15 protein-coding genes are annotated in these 11,855 nt (G+C 63.8%); 9 read left to right on the forward strand and 6 right to left on the reverse strand.

The features are described from left to right. Positions 1-48: 48 nt before the first annotated feature. Complete coding sequence (locus AWH62_RS12235; RefSeq protein WP_143743041.1) at positions 49-912, reverse strand: serine aminopeptidase domain-containing protein; 864 nt, start codon at positions 910-912, stop codon at positions 49-51. Positions 913-1,019: 107 nt separating this feature from the next. On the opposite strand from AWH62_RS12235, the gene AWH62_RS12240 reads away from it, so the two are divergent. Further along, positions 1,020-1,481 carry a RidA family protein gene (locus tag AWH62_RS12240; RefSeq protein ID WP_075190781.1) on the forward strand — a complete coding sequence of 154 codons (462 nt, stop codon included), beginning with the start codon at positions 1,020-1,022 and terminating at the stop codon, positions 1,479-1,481. Beyond that, positions 1,481-1,792 (forward strand): cupin domain-containing protein, encoded by a 312-nt coding sequence (locus AWH62_RS12245; protein ID WP_075190782.1) that lies wholly within the window; start codon positions 1,481-1,483, stop codon positions 1,790-1,792. Before AWH62_RS12240 ends, AWH62_RS12245 begins: the two co-directional genes overlap by 1 nt. Before the next feature lie 47 nt (positions 1,793-1,839). Here the strand turns inward: AWH62_RS12245 and AWH62_RS12250 are convergent, their stop codons facing one another. Next, entirely contained in the window at positions 1,840-2,268 is a 429-nt protein-coding gene (locus AWH62_RS12250; protein ID WP_075190783.1) for a hypothetical protein, read from the reverse strand. A 138-nt stretch (positions 2,269-2,406) separates the two neighbouring features. Between AWH62_RS12250 and AWH62_RS12255 the strand changes: the two genes are divergently transcribed. Beyond that, the gene (locus AWH62_RS12255; RefSeq protein ID WP_075190784.1) at positions 2,407-3,150 is read left to right on the forward strand and encodes a thioredoxin domain-containing protein; all 744 of its coding nucleotides are present in this window, start codon (positions 2,407-2,409) and stop codon (positions 3,148-3,150) included. Here the strand turns inward: AWH62_RS12255 and AWH62_RS12260 are convergent. Both AWH62_RS12260 and thiS read right to left on the reverse strand, forming a co-directional pair. Then, the gene (locus AWH62_RS12260; protein ID WP_075190785.1) at positions 3,147-3,950 is read right to left on the reverse strand and encodes a thiazole synthase; all 804 of its coding nucleotides are present in this window, start codon (positions 3,948-3,950) and stop codon (positions 3,147-3,149) included. The genes AWH62_RS12255 and AWH62_RS12260 overlap by 4 nt on opposite strands. A gap of 1 nt (position 3,951) precedes the next feature. Further along, positions 3,952-4,152, reverse strand: coding sequence for a sulfur carrier protein ThiS (gene thiS / locus AWH62_RS12265; RefSeq protein WP_075190892.1), 201 nt, complete (start codon positions 4,150-4,152; stop codon positions 3,952-3,954). A gap of 76 nt (positions 4,153-4,228) precedes the next feature. Here thiS and aroQ point away from each other — a divergent pair, with 76 nt between their 5' ends. From aroQ to aat, 4 genes are read left to right on the forward strand one after another with little or no spacing between them, the layout of a single operon-like run. Beyond that, positions 4,229-4,669: a type II 3-dehydroquinate dehydratase gene (aroQ, locus tag AWH62_RS12270; protein ID WP_075190786.1), complete on the forward strand. Its 441-nt coding sequence runs from the start codon at positions 4,229-4,231 to the stop codon at positions 4,667-4,669. A 22-nt stretch (positions 4,670-4,691) separates the two neighbouring features. After that, positions 4,692-5,174, forward strand: coding sequence for an acetyl-CoA carboxylase biotin carboxyl carrier protein (gene accB, locus AWH62_RS12275; protein ID WP_075190787.1), 483 nt, complete (start codon positions 4,692-4,694; stop codon positions 5,172-5,174). A gap of 25 nt (positions 5,175-5,199) precedes the next feature. Next, positions 5,200-6,546, forward strand: coding sequence for an acetyl-CoA carboxylase biotin carboxylase subunit (accC, locus tag AWH62_RS12280; RefSeq protein WP_075190788.1), 1,347 nt, complete (start codon positions 5,200-5,202; stop codon positions 6,544-6,546). A gap of 31 nt (positions 6,547-6,577) precedes the next feature. Beyond that, on the forward strand, positions 6,578-7,228 hold the full coding sequence (gene aat / locus AWH62_RS12285) for a leucyl/phenylalanyl-tRNA--protein transferase (RefSeq protein ID WP_075190789.1): 651 nt from the start codon (positions 6,578-6,580) through the stop codon (positions 7,226-7,228). Here aat and AWH62_RS12290 read toward each other — a convergent pair. Together AWH62_RS12290 and AWH62_RS12295 are read right to left on the reverse strand one after the other, a co-directional pair. Beyond that, a complete protein-coding gene (locus AWH62_RS12290; protein ID WP_075190790.1) occupies positions 7,195-7,671 on the reverse strand; it encodes a DUF2155 domain-containing protein in 477 nt (158 codons plus the stop codon). The two genes, aat and AWH62_RS12290, sit on opposite strands and share 34 nt — an antisense overlap. Before the next feature lie 42 nt (positions 7,672-7,713). Next, positions 7,714-8,130 carry an NADH:ubiquinone oxidoreductase subunit NDUFA12 gene (locus tag AWH62_RS12295; protein WP_198928892.1) on the reverse strand — a complete coding sequence of 139 codons (417 nt, stop codon included), beginning with the start codon at positions 8,128-8,130 and terminating at the stop codon, positions 7,714-7,716. Between the two features lie 154 nt (positions 8,131-8,284). Between AWH62_RS12295 and AWH62_RS12300 the strand changes: the two genes are divergently transcribed. After that, complete coding sequence (locus AWH62_RS12300; protein ID WP_075190791.1) at positions 8,285-11,242, forward strand: hypothetical protein; 2,958 nt, start codon at positions 8,285-8,287, stop codon at positions 11,240-11,242. A 57-nt stretch (positions 11,243-11,299) separates the two neighbouring features. After that, positions 11,300-11,788, forward strand: a complete 489-nt coding sequence (locus tag AWH62_RS12305) for a pentapeptide repeat-containing protein (RefSeq protein ID WP_075190792.1) — start codon at positions 11,300-11,302, stop codon at positions 11,786-11,788. The last annotated feature ends 67 nt before the right edge of the window (positions 11,789-11,855 follow it).

Raw genomic sequence — 11,855 nt, forward strand, 5'->3', positions numbered from 1 at the left:
CCTCCCGGAGAAACTGCATGAAGGCATGTCAGGACACGCGACGCAACCCTAACGCGCAAATCCATCAAACCAGTTGAAGACCAGCGGCCAGAAGCCGGCCGCATCGCGCTTGAACGCCCCATGATGGTCCACCCACTGCGCCCCGATATCGGCCGGGTCGAGGCGCAGATGCTCGGACGGCGCTTTGGGATAGAGTTTCAGCAGATCTTCAGCCGAGCGTCGGGCACAGAGGCGATCGTCGGAAAACGTCCAGGAGCGGATCGGAGCTGTCACGGTATCAAAACCGTGTGGCGTCAGCTGATCGAGAAATGCGCCGAAATAACCCGGCTTCGACGCCCATTGCCGCCATTGCAGGAAAACATCGCGCGGCAGGGCTGTCCCGCCCCAGATGCCACCGGCCGGGATGTGTCCGGTCAGGGCGAGGCAGGCCGGGCCATACAAGAGCCAGAACATCAGCGCCGAGGGGCGATAAGACAGCTCATGGGCGCCCCAATAACCCGTCCCGACCGTGATGAAGGCATGGGCGCTGACCCGGTCTGCATTGTCGGCAAAGCCGACCAGATGTCCGCCCACCGAGTGACCAACCGCAAAGACCGGTCCGCCCGGCACCAGGCCTGCGACGCGATCCAACGCGGCGGAATAATCAAGCCGGCCCCAATCAACGATATCCGCCTTGAAACCCCGCATCTGCTTGGGCGCCGAACCGCCGATACCGCGATAATCATAGATCAGGCTGGCATAGCCGCGTTCAGCCCCCGCCAGGGCGAGGCGGCGATAGAGGCCCTTGGGAAAGCCGGTCCCGGACGAGATCAGGACCGCGGCACGCGGATTGTCCGGTGCGATGATCCTGCCGGACAGCGAATAGCCGTCGCGGGCATCGAATCGGATCTCGTCTTCATGGATCAGGGTCATCATCCATCCACCATGCCGGATGACGCGCGCGTCAAGTCAAGCGTGCAGATTGCATGAGGCCGATACGCCGCTAATCTCCGCCGCGAACCCACAGTCTGGAGCCTGACATGTCCGCCATCGACACCCGCCTCACCGAGCTTGGAATCACCCTGCCGGAACCGGTCGCCCCGGTCGCCAATTATGTGCCCTTCGTGCAGAGCGGCAGCCAGGTCTTCATTTCCGGCCAGGTCTCGATCGGCCCGGACGGGCTGGTGAAGGGGATGCTTGGCAGCGATATGGACGTTGCGGCCGGGCAAGCCGCAGCTCGCCTGTGCGCCATCAATCTCATCGCCCAGCTGAAAGCGGCCTGCGGCGGCGACCTGTCGCGGGTGAAGCGGATTGTGAAGCTTGGCGGCTTTGTTGCGGCGGTACCGGGCTTCACCGACATTCCCATGGTCATCAATGGCTGTTCCGACCTGATGGTCGAGGTCTTCGGCGATGCCGGCCGTCACGCCCGCTCGGCGGTCTCCTGTCCCGCCCTGCCGCTGGGCGCCGCGGTCGAGGTCGACGCTGTGATCGAGATCGTCTGATGAAACGCCTCCGCGCCCGCGACTTTACCGCGGACAGGGCCTGGGGCGCAGAGCGCCTTGCGCTGTTCGGCTCAACCGGCGTTAGCCTGCACTGGACTGATCGCCCCTATCGCTGGCACCGCAATACCGGCGACGAAGTCTTCGTGGTGCTCGATGGCCGGGTCGAGATGAAATATCGCGAGGGCGGCGAAGAAAAGTCCATGCAGCTCGAGGCCGGCGATGCACTGACCATCGGCGATGGTGAGGAGCATGTCGCCCACCCCGTCGGCGAAGCGCGCATCCTCGTGATCGAGGATATCGGCAGCGAGTGATACCCGCGATCCGACCAGGATGTGACTTTGGGTGGGCGACAGACCGGTCAGGACATGTATCGGTCGGCGGCGTTTTCGGCTTCCGCTGACTGATCCATTCGCCACAGCTGCGACATGGTCAGGGCTGCAAACAGGGAAAATGCCAGGATCAACGTGTAGCGCCAGTGCCAACCTCCGATGTCCGGTTGGACAATGACCCAGGTATTGGCTGCCAGGTCACTGACCAATACGGCCACGCCCACCAACAAGCCGACGCGGCGGCGGAACAGGACAAGCGCCGCGACGAGGAAGTCGAGTGGCAAGAGTGCCGTGAAATAGGCATTCAGAAGAATTGGTACATGGGTGTACGGCAACCATCCCCACTGAACGACGTCGATGAGGTGAGAACTGCCACCCACAACGAAACCGACGACCCAAACCGCAACGATAAGGCGACGCCAAAAACCGGACCCGCTTACCTGCCCCTGATGCACCATGGATCGCCCCATACCCCGAGTCCCGACTTCCAAGCGCAACACTCCAACAAGATCGTGACCACCTCAACCGCAGCACCCCCTCGAAAGATGCGTCGGTCCGGGCTAACTAGTCGGCAACAAGGCACAAGGATGAGATTCATGTATCGACTGTTCGCCATCGTCGCGGCGTCAATTGCCCTTCTCGGCTGCCAGCAGCCGGCCGCTTCCGCCCAGCTGAACGACACAGCACGCGACGAAGTGCGCGAGATTGTCCGCGACTACATCCTGGAAAATCCGGAGATCATCGAAGAAGCCCTGATCGAGCTGCAGCGGCGCGCCCGGGCCCGTGAAATGCAGGCCGTCTACAACGCCGTCGCCGCCAACAGCGAAGCGATTTTCAACGACGCCCGGGACCCCCGCCTCGGCCCCGATGATGCCGAAGTCGTGATCATCGAATTCATGGACTACAAGTGCTCCTATTGCCGCGTCGCTGCGGCCTGGGTGGAAGACGTTCGCGAGCAATATGGCGACCGCGTCCAGATCGTGTTCAAGGAATATCCGATCCTCGGCGATGACTCGATCGAGGCGGCCCGCGCCGCACTCGCAGCGCTGCGTCAGGGTGAAGAGGTCTACGCCGCTTTCCATCTCGCCATGGTGCGCTCGTCCGGCCCGCTGCCTTCGGCCCGCATCGACCAGCTGGCGACCGTGTCCGGCGTCGATGTAGCCCGCATGCGGACCGACATGGATGATCCTGCGATCATGGCCCACATCAACCAGGTCCACTCGCTGGGCCGGGCCCTCAATGTCACCGGCACGCCCTTCTTCATCGTCGACGGGACCGTGATCCCGGGGGCCAATGAAATGGCGCTGGATGAAGCCTTGGCCGCCGCCCTGCGGGGCTAGATCAGGCCCGACAGCGGGCTGGACGGGTCGGCATAGCGCTTTTTGGGCATGCGACCGGCCAGATAGCTCTCGCGACCGGCAATGACCGCATGGCGCATCGCCCGCGCCATGCGGATCGGGTCTTTCGCCTCGGCGATGGCGGTGTTCATCAACACGCCGTCACAGCCCAGCTCCATCGCCACGGTGGCGTCTGACGCCGTGCCGACACCGGCATCGACAATCACCGGCACCTTGGTCTGCTCGATGATGAGGCGGATATTGACCGGGTTCTGGATTCCGAGGCCCGAGCCGATCGGCGCGCCCAGCGGCATGATCGCGCAGCAACCGATCTCTTCCAGCTTCTTCGCGTAGACCGGATCGTCGGAGCAATAGACCATGACGTCGAACCCGTCCTTGATCAGCAGCTCGGCGGCGCGCAGCGTCTCGGCCATGTCGGGATAGAGGTGTTTGGGGTCGGACAGGACTTCCAGCTTGACCAGGTTCCAGCCGCCAGCCTCGCGGGCCAGGCGCAGCGTCCGCACGGCATCTTCACCGGTGAAACAGCCGGCCGTATTGGGCAGGAAGGTGTAGTCGGCCGGTGAAATGAAATCGACCAGGCGCGGCTCGTCCGGATTGGACAGGTTCACCCGGCGGATGGCGACGGTGATCATCTCGGCGCCGGAGGCCTCCAGCGCTTGGGCATTCTGGGCATAGGTCTGGTACTTGCCGGTACCGATGATCAGGCGCGAGGTGAAGGTGCGACCGGCCACAACCAGCGGCGTGTCCTCGAACGGGGCGTTCACGGCCTGTGCGTCATCCATCTCATCCACCTCCAACAAATGCGACAATCTCGATCCGGTCGCCATCGGCGAGCGCGGTCTGGTCATATTGCGAGCGCGGCACAATGGCCAGATTGCGCTCCACCGCGATCTTGCGGCCATCCAGGCCGAGAATCGTGACGAGGCCACTCACGCTCGTATCAGGGTCGACCTTGCGGCCTTCGCCATTGACTGTCAGCTGCAGCATGGTCTTCGCTGGCCTTTCTCTGAGTCCCTCGTTAGACCCGTGGTAAATCCCGTAACGGCTGCAAAGCAAGGCCATGACCCAACCGATTCACATTCTTAACGGTCCCAACCTCAACCTCCTGGGCACGCGCGAGCCGGATGTCTACGGCACGCTGAGCCTGCAAGAGATCGAACAGGCCTGCGCCAAGCATGCCCGTGACTTGGGGTTTGGCATCGTCTTTCGCCAGTCCAATCATGAGGGAGAGCTCATTGACTGGCTGCATGACGCAAACGTCAATGCGAGTGCAGTTGTTTTCAATCCGGCTGCATTCACACATACATCGGTCGCTTTGCATGACGCGGTTCGCGCGATAGAACCTCCCGTCATCGAAGTTCACTTGAGTCAGACTGCAGCACGCGAAGCCTTCCGGCACCATTCCTACATCGCCCTTGCGGCCCGCGGATCGATCACTGGCCTCGGACTGCAGAGCTATCTTCTGGGCATCAACGCTGCCGTCTCCTGTCTCGGCAACTGACGGAACCAAAGGTCTAATTATCATGAGTTCTGATTCCCGACCCCGCTCCCCGATCAGCGCAAAGCTTGTCCGCGAACTGGCGGATATCCTGCGTGAAACCGACCTGTCGGAAATCGAGGTCGAGCGTGGCGATTTGCGCCTCAAGATCGCCCGTCAGATCACCGCAGCCCCGGTCGTTCACAGCGTCGCTGCCCCGACCCCGGCCGCCGCAGCACCGGTCGCAGCAGCGCCGGCAGCCGTGGCAGCTGCGGCCGCGGACCCGGCCGATGATCCCAATGCCGTGAAATCACCGATGGTCGGCACCGCCTATCTCAAGCCGAACCCGGATGCGGTGAATTTCGTGAAGGTCGGCGACCAGGTGAAGAAGGGCGATACCGTGCTTCTCGTCGAGGCCATGAAAACCTTCAACCCGATCACGGCAGAGAAGGCCGGCACGGTCACCGACATTCTCGTCGAAGACGGCCAGCCGGTCGAATACGGCGAACCCCTCTTCGTCCTGTCCTGACGCGACCAGCAAGGCGAGCGACGACATGTTCGACAAGATCCTGATCGCCAATCGCGGCGAAATTGCCCTTCGCGTCCACCGCGCCTGCCGCGAGATGGGCATCCGCACCGTGGCCGTGCACTCGGAAGCCGACGCCAATGCCATGCATGTGCGCCTCGCCGATGAGAGCGTGTGCATCGGCCCGCCGCCGGCCAACAAATCCTATCTCAACATCCCGGCCATCATCACGGCAGCCGAAGTCACCGGCGCCCAAGCCATCCATCCGGGCTATGGCTTCCTGTCGGAAAATGCCCGCTTCGCCGAGATCGTCGAGGCGCACGGTCTCGCCTTCATCGGGCCGACGGCGGCGCATATCCGCATGATGGGCGACAAGATCACCGCCAAACAGGCCGTCATGGATGCCGGCATTCCGGTTGTTCCCGGCTCTGAAGGCGGTGTGAAGGATTATGACGCGGCCAAGCCGATTGCCGAGAAGATCGGCTATCCGGTGCTGATCAAGGCCGCTTCGGGCGGTGGTGGTCGCGGCATGAAAGTCGCCGAGACTGCCGACAAGCTGAAAGAGGCCATGGAAACCGCCTCGGCCGAAGCACTCGCGGCGTTCGGCGACGGCACCGTCTATATCGAGAAATATCTCGGTCGGCCTCGCCATATCGAAATCCAGATCCTCGCCGACACCCACGGCAATGTAGTGCATCTGGGCGAGCGCGATTGCTCGCTGCAGCGCCGTCACCAGAAAATCCTCGAAGAGGCCCCCTCGCCGGCCCTCAATGACGAAGACCGCAAGAAGATTGGCGATGTCGTGCGCCGCGCCATCGAAGCGATCGGCTATCGCGGCGTCGGGACGATCGAATTCCTGTGGGAAAACGGCGAGTTCTATTTCATCGAGATGAATACCCGCCTGCAGGTCGAACACCCGGTCACCGAGATGATCACCGGCATCGATCTCGTGCGCGAGCAGATCCGCGTCGCCGATGGCCAGAAGCTCGACATCAAGCAGAGCGATGTGACCTTTGAAGGCTGGGCGATTGAGTGCCGGATCAATGCCGAGAATGCGCGCACGTTTGCGCCCTCACCCGGCACTGTCACCGATTTCCACGCGCCCGGCGGTCTCGGCGTGCGCCTCGATTCCGCCCTTTATGCCGGCTATGCCATTCCGCCTTATTATGACAGCCTGATCGGCAAGCTGATCGTGCATGGCCGCACCCGTCACGAAGCGCTGCTGCGCCTGCGCCGGTCGCTGGAGGAAATGGTTGTCGGCGGTGTCGAGACCACGATCCCGATCTTCCTCGACCTGCTCGAGGAGCCGGACTTCGTGAGCGGCAATTACCATATCCGCTGGCTTGAGGAATGGTTGGCGAGCCGGGAGAGCTGATCCGCCCGGCCGGCCCGGTTGAGGAGAGGACATGCGCGGCTTCGGTGCCGAGGAATTGCTCAACTGCTATGCCCGCGGCGTCTTCCCGATGGCCGAGGGGCGCGACGATCCGCGCATCTACCTGCTCGACCCCGACGAACGCGGTATCATCCCGCTCGATGGTTTCCATGCCTCACGCAGCCTGAAAAAGACCGTCCGCCAGGATGTGTTCCAGGTCACCGTCAATCATGACTTCGCGGCCGTGGTCGCCGGCTGCGCCACCCCGGCATCGGGCCGCGAGGAAACCTGGATCAATGATGGCATCATCCGGCTCTATGGCGATCTGCATACCGCCGGCTATGCCCATTCGGTGGAGTGCTGGAGCGGTGATGATCTGGTTGGCGGACTCTACGGCGTTTCGCTGGGTGCCGCCTTTTTCGGCGAGAGCATGTTCTCGCGCCGCCGCGATGCCTCAAAGGTCGCCCTCGTCCACCTGATCGCACGGCTCAGGGCCGGCGGCTACAGCCTGCTCGACACGCAATTCACCACCGAGCATCTGCAAAGCTTCGGCGCGCAGACGATTTCACGCAGCGATTATCGCGCGAAACTGGCGGATGCGTTGATTTTCGAGGCGGACTTCAACACCCTGCCGGACGAGATAACCGGCAATCAGGCCCTGCAGTCGATCACCCAGACGTCATAGACGGGGTGTTCCAGCGGGTTCTGGGCCGGCCGCGAAGCAAACATCCAGCCGGAAAAGATCGGCTCGCCCTCGACATCAACACCGAAACCATCCGTGCGGCGATCATTGATCTGCAGGAAGGCATAGGTTTCCGGCGTCTCTTCCGGTGGCCGCTTGCGGCAGTATTGCGCCGTGATCGATAGTGCACCGAACTGAACCGTGTCGCCGATGGCAACCTCGAAATCGCGGGTGCGGGCAGTCACCTTATCGAGGCCGCGCAAGACAACCAAGCTGCCCGGCTGCGATGACAAGGGGCCCCGTTCCGGCGTGTTGTCTGGGTCGTCGCGGCGCAGGAGGTCGGATGCGTCCTCGGCGGATGAGGACGATGACGGGGTCTCGTCCTGGGCCCAGAGCGGGGCCGCCAGCGCGAGCGAGACAATCGAGGCGAGTACACAGGTTTTCATGACGCATACCCTGTCGCGGGATTGTGACGCGGTAAAGGCGGATTATGCCTCGTCCGGAGACCAGGCCTGATAGTCACCGGTCGTCGACTGGCGGCGGTCACTGGAGGCGAGCGAGCCGGTCGGACGATAGGCGTGCACCGTGCCGGTGAGATTGGGATGGTGATCCTTCTCCCACGCCTGGCGCATCAGCGGCGTGTCGCTGGGACGTTCGTCGAACGTGTGATGCAGCCAGCCATGCCAGTCAGACGGCACGCGCGAGGCGTCGGCATAGCCCTTGTAAATGACCCAACGACGCTTCTGGCCCTGGCCATCCGGACCGGTGACACCGGCTTCCTCGAAATAGCGATTGCCGTACGCGTCCGAGCCGACCTGTTTGGCGCCGCGCATGCGCAGCGTCAGGAAGGTTCCCGGGGTGGCATCTTTCCACCACACAAAGATTTTTGAGATCAGTCCGAACATTGTCAGCGGCTCCGAGTCGGTCGAGGCAGGCTTGGCCTATATGCCCCTGTCGGGCAGCCGGGTCCAGTGTTGAACGCGGCGGGTTTCAGGTCCGTATCACGACGCGGTAGACTCGTCGTGCGCCCGAGCGATTCGGGTCGGGAGGGAATTCAGCATGCAGGTCTTCGGTCGCCTAGCCGATTTCATCGCCGAGACAGTGTCCGCCAGCGGGCTTGAGACGCACCTGCTGGCATCCAGTGATGATGACGCGGACGGCCCGACCGATGCCGCAAGCGGCACCGTGCAGCAGATCACCACGCCGGCGGGCTGGAGCGGCACCGCCGCCCAAACCCTCGCCGACCTGCTGGACACGCCACGGCCGCTGCAAACCAGCCCGCGCAAAGGCGCCAAGACCTTCGGCGCGCTGTGCCCGGCCTCGGCAAGCGGTGATGAACGCGCCCTTGAAACGGTTTTTGCCACCGCCGCTCAGCGCTTGTCCGGCGCCATGGCCTGGTCGGCGGCCCGGCAGGGCGGTTTCGCCAATGACACTGACGCTGAACTGTTTGCCGCCGAACTCGCCGCCAGCCTGACCGGACGACTGGTCATTGCCGATGCCACGCTGATCCGCGAAGGCGGTGTCGACTGGGCCTATGGTGATCCGGTGCCCGGCGCCGCAACGCCAACACCGCCGCTCACCATCCGCGTCAATTCGCGTCAGGCCCCGGGCCAGCTGCGCCGCGTCGCCGAAACGGCGCTGCGCGCTTCGGTCCTTGATGTCGGCGCCCGCGTCACCCGTGATCGTCTCGAAGCGATCGGCGAAGCGGTGCGTCGTTGCTCCGGTGATATCGAGGAATGTTTCGATCCGCGCCGCAACGCCGCCCTTGCCCGCGCCATGCGCCGCGCCCTCAAGGACGGCCTGCCGGAAGAAGCCGTCGAGCGCGCCCTCGCCCTGGCCCGGCAAGGCACAGATGACGAGGCGCTCTCGGCGCTTATTCCCGACGCGGTCGAGACCCGCCCGGCGGTTTTGCATGTGCCTGCGGCCTTCACGGCTGCCGTATCGGGCGACCAGACTTGGACGTTTGAACAGGATGGCGGCGAAGTGCGTGCCCGTGACTTGCGGACCGGCATTGCCCGCACCGTATGGAGTTTCGGCACGCCGTCACTGGCCTTCCACGCCAGTCCGGACGAGACCGGGCCGAGCCTGTGGATCAATCTTCCCGCCTTCCTTGATCGCAAGCATGGCTTCCAGGCCGAGCTGTTCAGCGATGCCCTGCGCTACTGGGCCATCGCACTGACACTCAGCGCGCCCAAAGGGGCCAGTTCCGCTGGCTCCCTGGCCCTGACCGGGCTTGGCGCCCTTTTAATGTCGACCGGCCTCGCCTATGGCAGCGACGCGGCCCGCGCCGCCAGCGCCGCCATTGCCCATCTGGCAACACGAACCCTGCGCGATGTCGCGATGGAAACCGGGGCCGCCGCGCCCGGGCTGGGAGAACTGCCGGATCTCGACCTCCTGCCCGCCGCCTTCTCGCTGGTGGCCGCCGAGCTGCGAACGTCCCCCGCCCCCTTCCTGCCGAAAGCCGCCCTGGCCAGGCCGGGACCGACCCTGACCTGCCGCGAACCGGATGCCACGGTCGCCGCCCTCATCGATGCCGACAGTTTCGCCGCCAAGCCGGTCGCGTCGGCGATCACCAGCGATGCCGACATGGCGGGTGGCCGGCGCCTGCGCGATTGTGCCCGTGCCGGCCTGCTTGCCTTGGGCTGCAGCGTCACCGAGGTCGAACGCGCCGAAGATCATGCTGCCGGCCATGGCAGCCTGCGCGGCGCCCCCGGCATCTCGCTGGAAGACCTGATGGCCCGCGGCGTGCCTGCCGAGGCGCTTGAACGCCTCGAAGACTCGATCGCGGAAGGCGCCTCGGTTCGCCACGCGCTCAATCGCTGGACACTCGGTGACCGGACATGCCGCGACGCGCTGTGCCTGACCAGCGACGTGATCGAGCGTGACGGCAATTCCCTGTGCCACGCCATCGGTTATGACGAGGCCGATATCCGCGCCGCTGACGCTCATGCCCATGGCACTGGTGATCTCGCCGGCGCTGCGAACCTGTCGGCCAATACGCGTCAGGTCTTCAACACGCCGTCCCACCAGGACCAAATGCTGATGGCGGCGTCGATCGAGGCCCAGATCGGCGGATGTTGCCAAACCGCGATCGCACTCGATGGTGACGCCACGATTGATGATGTCGCGGCCTTGATTGATCTGGGCGGCGAGCTTGGCCTGCGCGCCCTGTCGATCCGGCGCACGGCTTCGGGCCTGTTCGACCTCTTGCCGGCGATTGATTTCGACAAGGGCGATTATGCCGCCGAGGCCCCGCCGACCGAACGCGTCGTTGAACGCACGATTGAACGGGTTGTCGAAATGCCCGCCGCCCGCCGAAAACTTCCGGACCGGCGCAAGGGCTATATCCAGAAAGCCACTGTTGGCGGCCACAAGGTCTATCTCCACACCGGCGAATTCGATGATGGCGAACTCGGCGAGATTTTCATCGACATGCACAAGGAAGGCGCTGCCTTCCGCTCGCTGATGAATAATTTCGCCATCGCAATCTCGATCGGCCTGCAATACGGCGTGCCGCTGGAAGAATTCGTCGATGCCTTCGTCTATACGCGCTTCGAACCCGCTGGCGCTGTGCAGGGCAATGACTCGATCCAGCACGCGACCTCGATCCTGGACTATCTCTTCCGCGAGCTTGGCGTTTCCTATCTCGGCCGCGATGATCTGGCGGAAATACCGGCTGACAAGGCTGATCCCGGCGATCTCGGTCGCGGCGTCCAGGAAGAGAAGCTGGCCCAGGAAGACGCGGCCAAATTCATTTCGCGCGGCTTCTCGCGCGGCCAGGTGCCCGACAATATCCTGATGTTTGCCAATGCCCCGAAGCGGGCCGCCAGCGGCGATGGCAAGGACAATCAGTCCGGCCATTACGAGATCGAGGATCAAGGCCACGCCACGCGATCGACCTCGCGTGACATCTCCGTCTACAGCGGCGCACCCTGCCCGGAATGTGGCCATTTCACAGTCGTGATGGACGACGAGACGGGGCAGAAATGTGATGCCTGCAACTGGACCGGTAGCTGATCCGGTAACGGCGCGGGCCTTGCAGCACACCCGGCAATATCTTCGGAGTGCTCCACAATGGTACGGCTTATCCTTGCCCTGACCGCCCTCGTCGCGACATCCGGCCTTGCCCAGGCCCAGGATGCGGGACAGATTGCGCGTGTCCAGGCGGGCCAGTCCTGCCCCGGCTGCAACCTTTTCCAAGCGGAACTGGCTTATCGCGACCTGCCCGGCATTGATGTGTCCGGTGCCCGCCTGCGGCAGGCGAACCTCGCCTTGGTGACCATGAACCGGGCCCGTTTCGACGGCACCGACCTGTCTGTTGCCAACCTCTTTGGCGGCCGTTTCACCGGCGCCAGCTTCCGCAATGCCAATCTCAGCCGGGCCAATCTGGTCGGCGCCCATTTTGGCAGCGCCGACTTCAGCGGCGCGGATCTCAGCGGCGCAACCCTGTCCGGCGCCGAGATGGAGCGGGTTCGCGGCCTCACCCAGGCCCAGCTGAGCGCAGCGTGCGGCGACAATTCGACGCAATTGCCGGCCGGACTGACGCTGCCAGCCTGTCGCTGATCACCGCTTGCAATGCTGGCCAGCCCAGCCATGCCCTCATAGGATATGCAATCGGGTTACCGTGATT

The sequence above is a fragment of the Maricaulis sp. W15 genome, from assembly GCF_001924955.1.
GTDB classification, from domain to species: domain Bacteria; phylum Pseudomonadota; class Alphaproteobacteria; order Caulobacterales; family Maricaulaceae; genus Maricaulis; species Maricaulis maris.